At 75.3% G+C, this 16,122-nt stretch carries 15 protein-coding genes and 1 rRNA gene; all 16 read right to left on the reverse strand.

The window, feature by feature from the left end:
• Positions 1 to 3: 3 nt before the first annotated feature.
• Positions 4 to 414, reverse strand: a complete 411-nt coding sequence (locus tag BJY28_RS13940) for a YchJ family protein (RefSeq protein ID WP_179463536.1) — start codon at positions 412 to 414, stop codon at positions 4 to 6.
• On the reverse strand, positions 411 to 1,124 hold the full coding sequence (locus BJY28_RS13945) for an NUDIX domain-containing protein (protein ID WP_179463537.1): 714 nt from the start codon (positions 1,122 to 1,124) through the stop codon (positions 411 to 413). The genes BJY28_RS13940 and BJY28_RS13945 overlap by 4 nt, the downstream gene beginning before the upstream one ends.
• Positions 1,121 to 2,869 (reverse strand): CTP synthase, encoded by a 1,749-nt coding sequence (gene pyrG, locus BJY28_RS13950; RefSeq protein ID WP_179463538.1) that lies wholly within the window; start codon positions 2,867 to 2,869, stop codon positions 1,121 to 1,123. The genes BJY28_RS13945 and pyrG overlap by 4 nt, the downstream gene beginning before the upstream one ends.
• A gap of 16 nt (positions 2,870 to 2,885) precedes the next feature.
• Entirely contained in the window at positions 2,886 to 4,187 is a 1,302-nt protein-coding gene (locus tag BJY28_RS13955; protein ID WP_179463539.1) for a glycosyltransferase, read from the reverse strand.
• Positions 4,184 to 5,884, reverse strand: a complete 1,701-nt coding sequence (gene murJ, locus BJY28_RS13960) for a lipid II flippase MurJ (protein ID WP_179463540.1) — start codon at positions 5,882 to 5,884, stop codon at positions 4,184 to 4,186. The genes BJY28_RS13955 and murJ overlap by 4 nt, the downstream gene beginning before the upstream one ends.
• Positions 5,881 to 6,801: a hypothetical protein gene (locus tag BJY28_RS13965; protein ID WP_179463541.1), complete on the reverse strand. Its 921-nt coding sequence runs from the start codon at positions 6,799 to 6,801 to the stop codon at positions 5,881 to 5,883. Before BJY28_RS13965 ends, murJ begins: the two co-directional genes overlap by 4 nt.
• Positions 6,801 to 7,754 carry a copper transporter gene (locus tag BJY28_RS13970; RefSeq protein WP_179463542.1) on the reverse strand — a complete coding sequence of 318 codons (954 nt, stop codon included), beginning with the start codon at positions 7,752 to 7,754 and terminating at the stop codon, positions 6,801 to 6,803. Before BJY28_RS13970 ends, BJY28_RS13965 begins: the two co-directional genes overlap by 1 nt.
• Positions 7,751 to 8,932, reverse strand: coding sequence for a putative cytokinetic ring protein SteA (gene steA / locus BJY28_RS13975; protein ID WP_179463543.1), 1,182 nt, complete (start codon positions 8,930 to 8,932; stop codon positions 7,751 to 7,753). Before steA ends, BJY28_RS13970 begins: the two co-directional genes overlap by 4 nt.
• Before the next feature lie 51 nt (positions 8,933 to 8,983).
• On the reverse strand, positions 8,984 to 10,813 hold the full coding sequence (locus BJY28_RS13980; RefSeq protein WP_179463544.1) for an AAA family ATPase: 1,830 nt from the start codon (positions 10,811 to 10,813) through the stop codon (positions 8,984 to 8,986).
• Between the two features lies 1 nt (position 10,814).
• Positions 10,815 to 11,729, reverse strand: coding sequence for an NAD kinase (locus BJY28_RS13985; protein ID WP_179463545.1), 915 nt, complete (start codon positions 11,727 to 11,729; stop codon positions 10,815 to 10,817).
• Positions 11,726 to 12,598 carry a TlyA family RNA methyltransferase gene (locus tag BJY28_RS13990; protein ID WP_343037129.1) on the reverse strand — a complete coding sequence of 291 codons (873 nt, stop codon included), beginning with the start codon at positions 12,596 to 12,598 and terminating at the stop codon, positions 11,726 to 11,728. Before BJY28_RS13990 ends, BJY28_RS13985 begins: the two co-directional genes overlap by 4 nt.
• Position 12,599: 1 nt before the next feature.
• Positions 12,600 to 12,878 (reverse strand): hypothetical protein, encoded by a 279-nt coding sequence (locus BJY28_RS16455; protein ID WP_246313420.1) that lies wholly within the window; start codon positions 12,876 to 12,878, stop codon positions 12,600 to 12,602.
• Complete coding sequence (locus BJY28_RS13995) at positions 12,875 to 13,651, reverse strand: hypothetical protein (RefSeq protein WP_179463546.1); 777 nt, start codon at positions 13,649 to 13,651, stop codon at positions 12,875 to 12,877. The genes BJY28_RS16455 and BJY28_RS13995 overlap by 4 nt, the downstream gene beginning before the upstream one ends.
• Before the next feature lie 40 nt (positions 13,652 to 13,691).
• Positions 13,692 to 14,684: an HAD-IIA family hydrolase gene (locus tag BJY28_RS14000; RefSeq protein ID WP_179463547.1), complete on the reverse strand. Its 993-nt coding sequence runs from the start codon at positions 14,682 to 14,684 to the stop codon at positions 13,692 to 13,694.
• Positions 14,681 to 15,469, reverse strand: coding sequence for a tetratricopeptide repeat protein (locus BJY28_RS14005; RefSeq protein ID WP_343037130.1), 789 nt, complete (start codon positions 15,467 to 15,469; stop codon positions 14,681 to 14,683). Before BJY28_RS14005 ends, BJY28_RS14000 begins: the two co-directional genes overlap by 4 nt.
• A 503-nt stretch (positions 15,470 to 15,972) precedes the next feature.
• Positions 15,973 to 16,089, reverse strand: a 5S ribosomal RNA gene (rrf, locus tag BJY28_RS14010).
• Positions 16,090 to 16,122: the final 33 nt, after the last annotated feature.

Raw genomic sequence — 16,122 nt, forward strand, 5'->3', positions numbered from 1 at the left:
GGCTCAGTCCGCGCGGCCCTCGAGGTAGACCCAGCGCCCCCCGCGGCGGACGAAGTCGGCCGTCTCGGCGAGCTCGCCGTGCTGCCGGGTCGCTCCCTCGCCGATCTCCCAGGCGGCGACGAAGCGCACCTGACCGGTGGCGTCGTCGTCGCCTCCGCTGCTGCCGCGCACCGTCAGGCCGGTCCACCGCAGCCCCGGGCTGGGCTCGACGGTGGCCGGGCGGGTCCGGGGGTGCCAGGTGCGCCACAGGTGGGCGGCCGCCCGCGAGTCACCCTGCTGCAGCAGGGCGTAGGCGGTGTAGCGCGAGCGCATGAGCGCCTCGGCGGTCGCCGCGGGCTCCCCGTCGAGCAGCGGCTCGCAGTGCGCGGCGAAGGGGGCGTCCGCCCCGCAGCGGCAGCCCTGCTCCGCGGTCATGGCGCCTCGGCCCGGCGACCGGGGTGCACCGGCCACGGGCTGTCCCCGGGGCGCAGGTCGCGCCATCCCTCGGCGCGCATCCGCTCGGCGGTCAGCACCGCGATGATCAGCGTGGCGTTGTGCACGTGGCCGGCGAGTACGGCGTCGCGGGCCTCGTCCAGCGGCACCCGCCGCTGCAGCAGGTGCGCCTCCTCCCCCTCGCGCTGGAAGCGCTCGGCGGCGGGCACCTCGCTCAGCCCGCGGGCCAGGTAGACGCGCAGGGCCTCGTCCATCCCGCCGGGCGAGGACCAGTAGTCGACGAGCACCGACCACTCCTCGGCCTGCAGGTCGGTCTCCTCGGCGAGCTCGCGCCGGGCGGCCACCAGCGGGTCCTCGCCGGGGATGTCGAGCAGCCCGGCGGGGATCTCCCACTCGTGCGCGGCGATCGGGTGGCGGTACTGGCGGATGAGCACCGCCCGGTCCTGGGCGTCCAGAGCCAGCACGGCGACCGCGCCGGGGTGGTCGACGACCTCCCGGGTGAGCCGCTGGCCGGCCAGGTCGAAGGTGTCCCGGCGCACGTCCCAGATCGCTCCGTGGAAGGCGACCTCGCTGGTGAGCACGTGCTGCTCGCCCAGCTCGTCGCGCAGCGGTGTGGTCTCGGCGTCGGTCGCCGCCGCGGTGCCCTCGGCCGCCACCGGGTCTGCGGAGATGTCGCCGGAGCCCGGGCTCATGCCTCGAGGCTCGCCCGGTCGGCGGCTCCGGACGTGCCCGGGTCGCCCTCGGCGGCGTCCTCCCGGGGGCGCTCCACCTCGACCAGCCGGGTGTCCCGCTGCGCCTGGACGGCGGCGCCGACGAGACCGGCGAAGAGCGGGTGCGCCCGGTCCGGGCGGCTCTTGAACTCCGGGTGCGCCTGGGTGGCCACGTAGTAGGGGTGCACCTCGCGGGGCAGCTCGACGAACTCGACGAGCCCCAGCTCGGGATGGGTGCCGCTGATCACCAGCCCGGTCTCCTCGAGCCGGGCCCGGTAGTCCTCGTTGACCTCGTAGCGGTGCCGGTGCCGCTCGGTGACCTCGGTGGTGCCGTAGGCCTCGGCGGTCACCGAGCCCTCTCGCAGCCGCGCCGGGTAGGAGCCCAGCCGCATGGTGCCGCCCAGGTCGCCGGCCCCGTCGACGACCGAGCGCTGCTCGGCCATGGTGGCCACCACCGGGGCGGGGGTGCCGGGGTCGAACTCGCTGGAGCTGGCACCCTCGATGCCGGCGACGTTGCGGGCGTGCTCGATGACCATGCACTGCAGCCCGAGGCAGATCCCCAGGGTGGGCACGCCGTGCTCGCGGGACCAGCGCAGCGCGCCGAGCTTGCCCTCGATGCCGCGGACCCCGAAGCCGCCGGGCACGAGCACGGCGTCCACCCCGCCGAGGGCGCGCTGGGCGCCGGCCGGGGTCTGGCACTCGTCGGAGGCCACCCAGCGGATCCGCACCTTCGCGTCGTGGTGGAAGCCGCCGGAACGCAGCGCCTCGGTCACCGACAGGTAGGCGTCGGGCAGGTCGATGTACTTGCCGACGAGCGCGATCTCGACCTCGTGCTCGGGCTGGTGGACCCGGCGCAGCAGGGTGTCCCAGGAGGTCCAGTTGACGTCGGTGAAGCTCACCCCGAGGCGGCGGATCACGTAGGTGTCCAGCCGCTCGCGGTGCAGCACCTTGGGGATGTCGTAGATGCTCGGCGCGTCGACGCAGGCGGCCACCGCCTCCTCGTCGACGTCGCAGCTGTGCGAGATCTTGCGCTTGATGTCCTCGGGGATCTCCCGGTCGGCGCGCAGCACGAGGGCGTCCGGCTGGATGCCGACCTGGCGCAGCGCGGCCACGGAGTGCTGGGTGGGCTTGGTCTTCAGCTCCCCGCTGGGGGCGAGGTAGGGCACCAGCGAGACGTGCAGGAAGAAGCAGCTGTCCCGCCCGACGTCGTGGCGCACCTGACGGGCGGCCTCGAGGAAGGGCAGGCTCTCGATGTCGCCGACGGTGCCGCCGATCTCGGTGATGATGAGGTCCGGGGCGTCGGCGTCGTCGATGCCGGGGCTGCCGGCGGCCGGCGCGCGCATCCGGTCCTTGATCTCGTTGGTGATGTGCGGGATGACCTGCACGGTGTCACCGAGGTACTCCCCGCGTCGCTCCCGGGCGATCACCCGGCTGTAGACCTGACCCGTGGTCACGTTGGCCGAGCCGTCGAGGTCGACGTCGAGGAAGCGCTCGTAGTGCCCGATGTCCAGGTCCGTCTCGGCGCCGTCCTCGGTGACGAAGACCTCGCCGTGCTGGAAGGGGTTCATCGTCCCGGGGTCGACGTTGAGGTAGGGGTCGAGCTTCTGCATCGTCACCCGCAGGCCCCTGGCCCGCAGCAGATGCCCCAGGCTCGAGGCCGTCAGACCCTTGCCGAGAGAGGAGGCGACGCCTCCGGTCACGAAGATGTGTTTCGTCGAAGCCACCACGGGCTTTCACTCTACGTCACGCGCGCAGCTGCGCGTAGCGGGCCAGCCACCGACGCGCCGTGGCGATCCCGTCGGCCCATCCGGCAGCCCGCTCGCGGCCTGCCGTGGCGCGGCGCCCGGCCTCCTCCGGGTCGTCCAGCACCCGGGCGACCTCGGCCGCCACCGCCGCCGGGTCCCCGGGCGGGACGAGGGCGCCGATCCCGGTCAGCAGGTCCGGCAGTCCCCCGACCTCAGTCGCGACGACCGGTGTCCCGGCCGCGAGCGCCTCCTGCACCACCAGGGCCCGGGCCTCCCACTCGCTGGTCAGCACGAGCACCGAGGCGGCGCGCAGCCAGGCCGAGACGTCCTCCTGGGCGCCGACCAGGTGCACCGGGGCGCGCAGCGCCTCCGCCCGGGTGCGCAGCTCCTCGCGCAGCTGCGGGTCTCCGGCGCCGACGACGACCCAGGACGCCGGCGCCTGTCCCGCCGGGGTGCGGTCGCGGGCCCGCGCGGCGGCGTCGACCAGGGTGGCGAGGTCCTTCTGCGGGGCGACCCGGGCGATGGTCAGCACCAGGGCCGGCGTCGGGAGGCCATCGCTCCCGGGGTCGGTGCTCTGCAGAGGCTCTGCTCCGCCCTTCTCGGCGTCGTCGCTCCCGACGACCCCTTCGCGCGCGAGCAGCCGGAGCGCTTGCCCCGCTCGCTCCCGGTGGCCGGGGACGGGAGCCGTGAGCAGGTCTGGCACCCGGGCCGAGGGCACCTCGGCGAGCTCGGCCCGCCGGGCACCCAGATCGCGGGCCAGCTCGACCAGGTCGGTGCTGGCACCGGTGACCAGCGCGGCCCGCCGCAGCACGACCCGGGCGACCAGCGCCCCGACCCGGTGGCGCGGACCGCGGCCGCGCATCTCGTTGTGCAGGCTGATGACGACCGGCACGCGTCTCGGGGTGAGCGCGGCGGCCAGCAGCCCGGCCCGGAACCCGTGGGCGTGCACCACGTCCGCGCCGGCCAGGGCTCGGCGCGCCGACGAGGGCCACCAGCGCGGGGCGCGCCTCGGCCGGGCGCCGGTCGGCGGTTCCCTCCGGCCCACCAGCACGGTGCTCCCTTCGGACCGCTCCTGGTCGCGAGCCCACCCCGGCTCCAGGCTGGTCCGGGTCACCGCGTCGGTCACGGTGATCACCGTCGCCCCGAGGGTGGCCAGGTCGGCGCGCAGCTGGCCGACGTGCGCGGCGATCCCCCCGGTGGCGGACAGCGCGACCAGCGCCACCCGCACCGGGATCTGCTCGTCGGCTGTCGGCTCCTGGGTCTGGCCGGCCTGGGGGTCGATCGTCGGCTCCCGGCTCATCGTGGCCCCCGGGTCCGGACCGGAACGACCCGGGTCAGGGCGGCCCGCACGGCCGGGTCGATGGCCGCGGCGACGAGGGCCACCGCGGCGGCGACCAGCACGGCCACCGCAGCACCGGCGACCAGCGCGGCTCCGGTGGTCTCCGGCCAGCGGTCGATCAGCGCGACGCGCAGCGCCTGGGCCAGCGCCACCGCGACCACGGCCAGCGCGGCCGCCGGGACGAGCCCGGCGAGCACGCCGGGGCCGCGGTGCTCGCGCGGTCCGTCGGCGGAGGCGGTCTCGGCGGTCGCGGGTGCACCCTGGCCCCGGCCCGGCCCCCAGCCGCGGCGGACCAGGACCGTGAGCAGGACCGCGGTGAGGGTCATCCCGAGCGTCGCCGACCAGCCGATGACCTGCAGGGTCGATCCGGGACCGTCCTGCGGGCCGAGCAGCAGCACCGGGCCGGTGGCCGCGACCAGCCACCCCAGGGCCACCGCGGCTCCGCCGGCGAGGGCGCTCCCCCGGGCGTAGAGGGTGCGTGTCGCCACGGCGGCCAGGGCGAAGCCGACGAGGCCGGGCGCCGTGGCGGCCAGCCCGGCGGGCATCGCCCGCAGCGCCACGTCCCCGTCTCCGCGGTCGATCGCCGCGAAGACCGTGCCGACCGGATCCGCCACGACGATCAGCGCGGCGGCCGCCGCCGCGCTGAGCAGCACCACGGTGCGCAACGACCCGGCCACCGCCCGCACCGCCGGCTCGGGGCGCTCGCGCACCCGGGCGATCACCGGGTAGGCGGCGGTCGCGACCGGGACCGCCAGCACGGCGTAGGGCAGCAGGTACAGGGCCTGGACGTACTGGTGCACGACGACGGTGCCGTCGCCGCCGGACCGGTTGGCCACCTTGAGGGTGACCAGCACGGCGATCTGCTGCCCGAGCAGGCCGACAATGCCGGCTCCGGCCAGCCGGGCGGCTCGGCTGGTCAGCTCGGCCGGCAGCCGCCAGCGGGGGCGCAGCCGGATCCCGGCGCGCCCGGCCGCGATCAGCAGCGGCAGGCTGAGGGCGACGACGCCCAGGGTGGTCCCGCCGCCGAGGATCATCCAGCCGCTGGTGCTCAGGTCGGCCGGCGGGGTGCTCGGCGGCACCAGCAGCCCGTAGAGCAGGTAGGTGGCGATGACGACCAGGCTGGACAGCAGCGGGGCGGCCGCGGCCGCGACGAACCGCTCGTGCGCCTGGAGCACACCGGTGACGACGATGCCGAGGCCGTAGAGCGGCACCTGGGGGCTGAAGAGGACCAGCAGCCGGGTGCCCAGCTCGACGGCCGGCGAGCCGAGGTCGCCGAGCAGCGCCTGGCTGATCCACGGCGCGGTCAGCGCCAGCAGCACGGCGAGCGGGAGCAGCAGCGTCAGGGTCCGGGTGAGCAGGGCGCCGGCCACGTCGTCGGCGTCCTCGCTGCCAGCGGCGGCGACGCCGCGCACGCGCCCGGCCAGCAGCGGGACGACGACCGCGGCGAGGACGCCCCCGGCGGCGATCTCGTAGACGACGTTGGGGACGGTGTTGACGCTCTGGTAGACCGTGCCCACCCCGGCGGCGCCGACCGTCGCGGCGAAGACGAGCCACCGGGCGAAGCCGACGATGCGGCCCAGCGCGGTGAGCACCGCCACCTGACCAGCCGCCCGGGCGATCCGCCCCCCGCCTCCGGGCCGCTGATCCCCCTGGGTCACCCGCGTCCCCACTCGTCCAGCCGCCGCAGCCAGGGTGTCTGCTCGATCACCCGGGTGAAGCTCACCCGCTCCGACACCAGGGTGAGCGCGACCAGCGCCGCCGCGGTCGCGGTCCGGGCCCGCGGTCCGCCGGCGCGCAGCAGGGCCAGCCCGACGAGGGCGCCCAGCGGGTTGGCGCCGCTGTCACCGAGCATGGACCGTCCGGCCAGGTCGTCGGGCAGCGCGCCGAGCGACGCGCCCAGGGCCACCTCGGCCGCCGCGCCCGCGCCTGCGGGACGGACCTCGCGGCCCGCACGGCCCGACGATGACGGCGCGAGCAGGGCGAGCGTCGCCAGGGCTCCGGCGACCTTGAGGGCGCGCCCGGGCCGCAGGTCGAAGAGGTTGACGAGGTTCGCGCTGCCGGCGACGACCAGCGCGTCCCGCAGCACCCCGATGCTCGCGACCGGCCCCCGCCTCAGCGCACCGGCGCCCGTACCCGCCTGGTGCTCCCGCGCGGCCACCACCAGGGCGACTCCGGCCAGGCCGGCCACCTTCGTGGCGCCGGTGCTGACCGTGCCGCGCCGCAGCGCACCCAGGTGGCCGCGCAACCCCTTCGTCGTGGTGTCGCCGGCCAGGTCGTCGAGCAGGCCCAGCGCCCCGGGGACGAGCACGACGAGCAGGTCACGGCCCGGTCCCCCGGCCGTGACGGTGCCGACGGACGCCCCGAGCACCCAGGCGGGACCCTCCAGCAGGGTGACCGGGTCACCGGCGTGGTTGCGTCGGACGAAGGGGTCGCCGGGCCCCGACGCGGAGCGTCCCGGACCGGCCCGGTCCGACCGCAGCGCCAGTCGCGTGGTCGCGGCCCGGGTGGCGGCGGCGGTGACCGACGCCGCGGCGACCGCGGCGAGCATCCGGCGGGCCGGTGCGGTCGCGGCCATCACAGGTCGGGCACGGAGGCGGTGGCGTCCGCCCCCAGGCCGTAGTGGCCCGACTCCCCCTCGAGCTGCTCCTGCAGCGCCAGCACCACGTCGGCGCGGCCCATCGGGATCTCGGGCACGTCGACGGTGGACAACCCGCGGGAGATGAGCGTGCTGTCCCGCGCCGTGGTCACGACGGAGACCTCCTCCTCGGAGTCCACGTCGCGCTGGCTGCCGGCGAGCACCGCTCCCGAGGTGCCCTCGTCCAGGGTGCGGCTGAGCCGCACCCACGACTCGGCGGCGGTGCTCGCCTCGGCGGCGGGGTCCTCGGCAGCGGACTCGGCGCTGACCGGGGCACCGACGACGACCACGAGCTCGCTGGTCGAGGGCAGGTCGGAGGGGCCGCCGACGAGGTCGGCGTCGGTGAGCCGGCTCCAGGCGCGGCTCCGGGCGTCCTCGTCGACCTCGGACCCGTCGGCACGGCCGGAGAGGATGGCGGTCAGCGCGTCGTCGACCGCCGGGGTGCCCTCCCGGGCGTCCAGGCCCATCTCCTGGAGCGCGCTGCCGCCGCTCTCGGCGCGGCTGGAGGCGGCGTCCGCGGAGACCCAGGACGGGTCGAGCTCGACCGGCTCGGTCACCGTCGCCCCGGACTGCTCGAGGGTCTCGGCGATGTCGGTGGCGACGTCGTCCTCGGCCTGGGGCAGCACCACCAGCGCGACGCTGCGACCGGACAGGCGCCCGTCGACCACCTGCGCCAGGGTCGCCTGGTCGAAGTCGTCCCGGCCCTCGGCGCCGCGCTCGGCGTCGCCGAGCTCGGCGCGCAGGTCGTCCTTCTCCTGCCGCAGCTCGGTCACCTCGCTGTTGAGGGTCTGACCGATCCCGTCGTTGAGCGGACCGGCGCCCAGCACGATGCCGACCGAGAGCGCGATGAGCACCGCCGCCAGGGAGACCAGGTGGTAGCGGAAGTCGATCACGTGACCATCCCCTCGACGAGCGCCCACAGATCGTCCCAGCGGGCGCCGACGAGCTGCAGCAGCGCCTGCCCGGTGGGGGTCGCCCACAGGGCCACCAGCAGCGCGCCGAGGCAGACCAGCAGCAGGCCGATGATCTCCAGGGGGGAGATACGGCTGCGGTAGAGGCGGCTGACCCCCTTCGCGTCGATGAGCTTGCTGCCGACTCGGAGCCGGGTGAGGAAGGTGCTCGACATGCCCGCCCGGCCCTTGTCGAGGAACTCCACCAACGTCGCGTGGGTGCCCACCGCGACGATGAGCGTCGCGCCCAGGTCGTCGGCGAGCAGCATGGCGATGTCCTCGCTGGTCCCGGCCGCCGAGAAGACCACCGGCTCGACGCCCAGCGCCTCGACCCTGGGCACCCCGGGAGCCCGCCCGTCGCGGTAGGCGTGCACGACCACCTCGGCCCCGCTGGTCAGGGCGGCGTCGCTGACCGAGTCCATGTCGCCGACGATCATGTCCGGCGACAGCCCGGCCTCCATGAGCGCGTCGGCCCCGCCGTCCACCCCGATGAGCACCGGCTTGTACTCGCGGATGTAGTGCCGCAGGGCGGCCAGGTCGTCCTTGTAGTGGTAGCCGCGCACGACCACCAGGGCGTGCCGGTCGGCCAGCTCGGTGCGCACGTCGGGGATGCCCACCCCGTCGAAGAGGAGCTCACGCTCCTTGGTCATGTACTCCATAGTGTTGGCCGCGAAGGCCTCGAGCTGCTCGCCCAGCCCCTCTCGGGCCGTGGACATGTCGGCGGCCAGCGACTCCTCGGTGTGCCGCACCCCGGTGATCTCGAGGTCACCCACGACGAAGGTGTCCTCGTCCAGCCGGCCGCGCACGCCGTCCTTGAGGGTGGCCACCAGCCCGTCGTGCTGCACGTCGAGCAGCGGGATGCCGGCCTCGACGATGGCCGTCGGTCCGGCGTTCGGGTAGCGGCGGCTGGTGGACTCGGCCGCGTTGACGACCGCGGCCGGGCCGCAGGCGACGAGCGCCTCGCCGCTGACCCGGTCGATGTCCTGGTGGTCGATGACGGCGATGTCGCCGGGCTGCAGCCGCTTGGTCAGGTCCTTGGTGCGGCGGTCGGCTCGCACCGGCCCGTGGATCCCGGGCAGGTCCGGGTCACGCGTCGGTTCGCGGGTCAGTCGCAGCGCCATCCGTGGCATCGTCCCACGAGGGCGGCGCCGGGACGGCAGGCTGCGGCCGGATCAGCCCGTGCGTGTCGTCCGGCCGGCACGCTCCTGGCTGGCCTCCAGCAGCTCCTGGGCGTGGTCCAGGGCGGCGCCCTGGTCGTCGCCGCCCATCATCCGGGCGAGCTCGCGCAGCCGCTCCTCCCCCTCGACGGGTGCGATGTCGCTGGAGGTGACGTGCCCGTCGTCGGTCTTGCGCACGACGAGGTGGCGGTCGGCGTGCGCGGCCACCTGCGCGAGGTGGGTGACCACGATCACCTGGCTGCTGCGGGCCAGCCGGGCCAGCCGGGCGCCCACGTCCAGGCCGGCGCGGCCGCCGACCCCGGCGTCGACCTCGTCGAAGACGAAGGTGGGTCGGGCCCCGGGTCCCGCTGCGCGGGCTGCTGCTGCGCGGGCGTCACCGGTGCTGGCGTCGTCTGTGCCGGCCGCCCCGGCCCCGGCGGCGGCCACCTCGATGGCCAGCATGATCCGACTGAGCTCCCCCCCGCTCGCGGCGCGGGCGACGGTGCGCGGCGTGCTGCCGGGGTTGGCGGCGATGCGGATCTCGACGTGGTCGGCGCCCTCGGCGCCCACCCGCAGGTGACGGCCGTCCGGGGTGGCCAGGGCGAGCGGGTCGCCGTCGTCCGCGGTGTCCGGGGTCACCTCGATCTCGACACGGGCCTTGGGCATCGCCAGGGCAGCCAGCTCGGTGCAGATGGCGTCGGCCAGGGCCGTGGCGACCTGGGCGCGTCCGGCGCTGAGCCGGTCGACCGCCGTCGTGAGCCGGGCGGTCAGGACCTCGACCTCCTCGCGCAGGGCGTCGATCCGGGCGTCCGCCCCGGTGAGCCGGGTCAGCTGCTCACGGGCCTGGTCACGGTGGGCGAGGACCGCGTCGACGTCGGGGCCGTAGCGACGCACCAGGTCGGTGATCGCGGCCCGTCGGGCCTGCACCTCGCCCAGCCGCGCCGGGTCGACGTCGACGTCCGCGGCGTAGCTGCTGAGATCCGCGGCGACGTCGGCCGCCAGCACCCCGATCTCGGCGAGACGGTCGTGCAGCTCCTGCAGCCGGGGGTCGGGCGCGCTCACCGCAGCCAGCTCGGCGGTGGCGGCGGCCAGCTGACCGACCACGTCGGCGCCGTCGAGGGCGTCCGGGTCGGAGAGTCGTCGGTGCGCGGTCCCGGTCGCGGCCTGCAGCTGCTCGGCGTGGGCAAGCCGGTCCTCGCTGGCGGCCAGCTCCTCGTCCTCGCCCGGGACGGGCTCGACGGCGTCGATCTGGGTCAGCTGGTGCTCCAGCCGGTCGATCTCCTGCATCCGGGAGCGCTCGTCGGCGACCAGTCCGGCGAGCTCGTCGGTGCTGGCTCGCCACCGCGCCACCAGGTCGGCCACCTTCGCCCGGGGCTCGTCGAGGTCGGCTGCGCCCACGGCGTCCACCACCGCGCGGTGCTGGGCGGGGCGGGTGAGCCGCCACTGGTCCGCCTGCCCGTGCACCGCGACCAGGTCCTGCCCGAGCTCGGCCAGCAGACCGGCCGGCACCCGTCGGCCACCGACGTGCGCGCGGCTGCGCGCCCCGGCGGCCAGGGTGCGGGCCAGCAGCAGCTCGCCGGCCTCGACGTCGGCGCCGGCCTCCTGCGCCCGGACCAGCGCGGGGTGCCCCTCGGGCAGGTCGAGGTCGGCCTCGACGAGGGCGCTCTCGCTGCCGGCGCGCACCAGCTCGGCGTCGGCCTTGCCGCCGAGGACCAGGCTGAGCCCGGAGACGACCATGGTCTTGCCCGCGCCCGTCTCGCCGGTGACGACCGTCAGCCCGGGGTGCGGTTCGATCCGCGCCTCGTCGATCACCCCGAGGTCACGGATGTGCAGCTCGCGCAGCACGCTAGCCCTCCCGCTCCCCGGACCGGCGACCTCGCCAGCCGTCCACCGGCAGGTCGAACTTGGCCACCAGCCGGTCCGCGAAGGGTGAGCGGGTGAGCCGGGCCAGGCGCACCGGCTCGGCGGCACGGTGCACCTCGATGCGGGCGCCCGGGGGGAGGTCGACCGCTCGGCGCCCGTCGCACCACAGCACGCCGTGCCCCTCCGTGCCGGGCACGAGCTCGGCCGCGACCGCAGAGCGCGGACCGAGCACGAGCGGGCGGGCGAAGAGGGAGTGGGCGCTGATCGGCACCACGAGCACCGCCTCGACGTCGGGCCAGATCACCGGGCCGCCGGCGGAGAAGGCGTAGGCGGTGGAGCCCGTCGGCGTGGCCATGACCACACCGTCGCAGCCCCACGTGGACAGCGGCCGACCGTCGATCTCGAGGGTCAGCATGAGCATCCGCTCGCGCGAGGCCTTCTCGACGGTGACCTCGTTCAGGGCCCACGACCGGGCGACCTCGCGGCCGTCGATGGTGCCCACCACCTCCAGCGCCATCCGCTCCTCGACGTGGTAGGCGCGGTCCCGGATGTGCTCGACGGTCGCGTCCAGGTGCTCGCGCTCGGCCTCGGCGAGGAAGCCGACGTGCCCCAGGTTCACCCCGAGGACCGGCACGCCGCTGCCACGGGCGAGCTCGGCGCCGCGAAGGATGGTGCCGTCGCCACCGAGCACGACGACGAGCTCGGCGCCGCGGGTGGCCTGCGCGTCGGTGGTGACGGCCGGGTGCTCGCCGAGGGCGGTGCCCTCGAGCTCGCCCGGCGGGATGACCACCTCGAGGCCGGCGCCGGAGAGCCGCTCGGCGACGTCGACGGCCACGTCGACGGCCTCCGGGCGACCAGGGTGCGCGACCAGCACGACGCGCCGTTGTCCCTCGGTCACTGCTCCTCCTCCAGGATGAGGTCGTCGACGGTCCTGACCAGAGCCTGCCACGAGAGGCCGACAGCCGATGCGCGGGTGGCGTGCACGAGGTACTCGCGGTTGCCCTCGCCACCGGTGACCCGGCTGGGCAGCACGGCCAGCACCGCCAGGCCGCGGTCGGTGATCTCCTGCAGCACGCCGATCAGCGCCCCGCGGCGGTGCGCGGCGGAGCGCACCACGCCGCGTCGCCCGAGACCGTGCCGGCCGACCTCGAACTGCGGCTTCACGAGCAGCACCGCCTCGCCACCGTCGCGGACGAGGTCGTGGATCTCGTCGAGCACCAGGCGCAACGAGATGAAGCTGAGGTCGGCGACCACGAGGTCGAAGGGCCCCCCGACCGCCTCGGGCCGCAGCCCGCGCAGGGTGGTCCCGCTGCGCTCCACGACCCTGGGGTCGTCTCGCAGGGCGGGCACCAGCTGGTCGTGGCCGACATCCAGGGCCACCACCTCGCGCGCGCCCCGCTGCAGCAGCACCTGGGTGAAGCCTCCGGTCGAGGCACCCAGATCGATGCAGCGCCGGTCGGTGACGTGCGGGCCGTTCGTCCCGAGCTCGGTGAGCGCCGCGTCGAGCTTCCCGGCGGCCCGGCCGACCCATCCGGGCCCGTCTGCGGTGACCGTCAGGCGCTCGTGCGGGGCGACCGGAGTGGCGGGCTTGCGCAGCACGGCGCCGTCCAGGGTGACCTGGCCGGCGCGGAGCAGCTCACCAGCGTGCCCCCGGCTGCGGGCCAGCCCGCGACGGACCAGGGCGCGGTCGACCCGCTCCGGCTCGCCTCCCTCCGGCTCGCTCCCCTCGGCCACGGGCTCGCCGGGCTGAGCCTCAGGCTCGCCCACCTCAGCTGCCGAGATCGTCCAGGCGTGCCTGGAGGGTGCGGTGCAGCTGTTCTCCGCTGCCGGCGACGCTCTCCAGGTCGTCGGCCTGAGCCAGCTCCCGGGTGGCGGCGTCGATAACCAGGTCTCCGGTCGCCGGTGCGGGCGGACGGTCCGCCGCGGCATCGTCGTGCTGAGCGGCCTGGTCATGGCTGGCGATCTGGTCGCGTTCGGGCTTCGACGGCGCGTCCGGGGCGACGTGACCTTCCGTGGCGCTGCCCGAGGGACGCGGAGTCTGGCTCATGCCTCGTTGCCCGACGGCGGCTCGACCGAGGTCATCTGCTCGGGTCCGCGCGTGCTCGCACCGGCCGGAGCGGTGGCAGCGCCGGCCGTGCGGGACCGGCCCGTCGTGGCGGTGGCCGTGCCGGTCGTCGCCGCGCCGGTCTGCTTCGCGGCACCGGCCTTCGTGGCGGTGCCCGTCTTCTTCGCCGTGCCCGTCTTCTTCGCCGTGCTCGCCTTCTTGGCAGTGCTCGCCTTCTTGGCGGTGCCCGTCTTCTTCGCGGTGCTCGCCTTCTTAGCCGTGCCCGTCTTCTTCGCGGTGCCCGTCTTCTTCGCGGTGCTCGCCTTCTTCGCCGTGCCCGTCTTCTTCGCGGTGCCGGCGTTCTTGGCGGTGCCGGCGTTCTTGGCGGTGCTCGCCTTCTTAGCCGTGCCGGCCTTCGTGGCGGTGCTCGCCTTCTTCGCCGTGCCGGCCTTCTTCGCCGTAGCCACCTTCTTCGTAGCGGCATGCGACGTCTTCGCCGCGGCCGTCGTCGCGGGGCTCGTCGGCGCTCCTGCCGGGGTCGCCCTCGCTGCCGACGACTCCCCGGTGGGCGCCGCCTCGTGGGCGCGCAGCGCCGCGCTCCCGGCGCCCAGGTCTCCCACCTCTTCGTCCGGCCACGCCCGACGGCCCTCGGGGCTCTCGGTATCCGCGCCGGCGACCACGAGGGTGTCGACGAGCTGGACGACCTCGAGCGTCCGGGTCAGGGTGGCCTGGGTCAGCGAGAGACCCAGGTGAAGCATGGTGCGCAGGGGGTCCACGATCGGTTCACCTTTCGTCGGTCGCGCCACGGTATCGCGCTCAGCGCGCGTCGCCGGGAGCCACCAGCCGTCCCGCCTGCTCCGGATCGATCGATCCGTCGTCGACGGCGCTCCAGACCGCGTCGAGGGCGGCACGCGCGCGGTCGATCCCCGACCCCTCGGACACCAGCTGCGGGCCGTCGATGATCCGTGCCCGGGCCTCGCCCCGGACGAACCAGTCCCCGTCCCGGCCGGCCTCGGGGTAGGGCTCCAGCAGACCGCGAAGGTCTCGCAGGACATGGCCCGGCCGCATCGCGGGATCGGCCGAGGCTGCGTCGGTGACCCCGTGGACGCCGGTGAGGACCAGCGCCGACGGAGTGCCCGCGGCGCTGCCCCCGGCGATGTCGGTCTCCAGCCGGTCCCCGATCGCGAGCACGTCGCCCGGATCAGCACCCAGCCGGTCGGCAGCCAGCAGGTACATCGGCGCGTGCGGCTTCCCGATGACCTCGGGCAGCACGTCGACGGCCGCCCCCACAGCCCGGACCAACGAGCCGTTGCCGGGCGTCTGGCCGCGGTCTGTCGGCAGGGTGAGGTCGTCGTTGGTGGCGACCCAGCGAGCCCCGCCCTGGATAGCGATGGCCGCCTCGGCCAGGTCACGGGCGGTGACATCCGGCCCGTAGCCCTGGACGACCGCCGCGCACCCGGGATCACCCGGCTCGCAGACGCGCACGCCGTGCTCCCGCAGCGCGGCAGCGACCCCGGGACCACCGACCGGCAGGACGGCGTCCTCCGGCGACAACCGCTCGGCGAGCCAGGCCGCAGCAGCGACCGAGGAGGTGACCACGTCCTCGTCACGCAGGCTCAGGCCGAGACGACGCAGGTGCTGCGCCACCTCCTGCGGAGGTCGAGAGGCGTTGTTCGTGGCGTAGACGACCGGCACACCCGCGGCCGACAGCGACTCCACGGCGTGCTCGACCGCCGGCTCGCCGGCGTAGACCACGCCGTCGAGGTCGCAGATGAGCCCGCGATAGCGTGCGACCAGGGCCTGGGTCACGCCGGCTCGTCCCGCCCGCCGACCGGCTCGTCGTCCCGACCGGGCATCGGCTCGTCGTCCCGACCGGGCATCGGCTCGCTCTCCTCGGACGGCGCCACGACGACGCCGTCGAGCTCGTCCAGGCGCTCCGCCGCATCGGTCTCGCCGTCGGCGTCCGCCGCGGCCGCCCGGCCGAACCACTCCCGGGCCTCGTCACGTCGGCCGGCGTCGAGCAGCGCGTCGGCGTAGGCGTACCAGAGCCGCCCTGCCCAGGGCTTGCCCGACGCCTTGCCCACACGTCCCTGCAGCGCCAGCGCGGCTGCCTCGGCCTGGCCCATGTCTCGTCGGATCCCGGAGCCGACGATGAGCAGCTCCATCTGCTCCTCGGCGCCGAGGTCCTGCGCCTCGCGTGAGCCGAGCAGCTCCAGGGCCCGCTCGGGACGCCCGAGCCCGCGCTCGCAGTCGACCATCAGCGGCAGCAGGTGGGAGGACCCGGTGAGCCGTCGCACCGTGCGGAACTCCGTGAGGGCCCGCGCGTAGTCCCCTGCCCGATAGGCCACGAAGCCGAGCGCCTCCCTGGCGGCAGGGACCCGCCCCGCCCGCCGGGCCGCCGTCTCGGCGTGCGCCATCGCTCCGTCGAGGTCGTCGACCTCGAGCAGCGCAGCGACCATCACCAGGTGCTTGGCCACGCCGTCAGCGTTCTCCTTGCTCAGCGTGCGCAGCTGCTGCCGCACCGACCGGTCGAGCTCGTCACCGGTGACGTCGTCGGCGATCGCCGGCTCGGGGCGACGGCCCTGCTTCGGCACCAGCCGGGGACCGCTGTCCTCGGCACGCTCACGGCCACCCCGCGACGGACGATCGCCCGAGCCCGCCGACCCTGGGCGCCGGTCCGACCCGTCGCGCCCACGCTCCGCGCCGCGACGGTCCTGCCCTGACCGGTGTCCCCCGGGGCGCCCCTGGCGATCACCACCGCGCCCCCCAGCACGTCCATCCGCGCGTCGATCACCCGCGGGTCGACCGCCACCCGGCCCAGAGCCCGGACCCCGGCCTCCGCGCGACGGTCCGCCACCGTCGCCACGACGACCGGGCGAACCCTCTCCGTCACCGCGGCGTCCCGTCTCGCCTGCATCGTTCACCGTCTGCTCCTCACGCATCGCACAGGTGGCCACCGCCGTCGCCAGCCTCCCACGAGAGGGCTCACGGTCCGGCTCTGGACCGCACCACTGCTCCCTGGGCGGCCGGCACGAACGACCCCAGAAACCAAGAAACGCCCTGCTCGATAACTCGAGAGGGCGAATCTTGAAAGTATGTCCGGCTGCGTCCTACTCTCCCACACCGTCACCAGTGCAGTACCATCGGCGCTGAAGGGCTTAGCTTCCGGGTTCGGAATGGAGCCGGGCGTTTCCCCTTCGCTATGACAGCCGAAACTCTATGGAGATATCAGTGCTCCCGACCGTAT

Origin of the sequence: Janibacter alkaliphilus (assembly GCF_013408565.1) — a bacterium.
Lineage (GTDB): Bacteria > Actinomycetota > Actinomycetes > Actinomycetales > Dermatophilaceae > Janibacter > Janibacter alkaliphilus.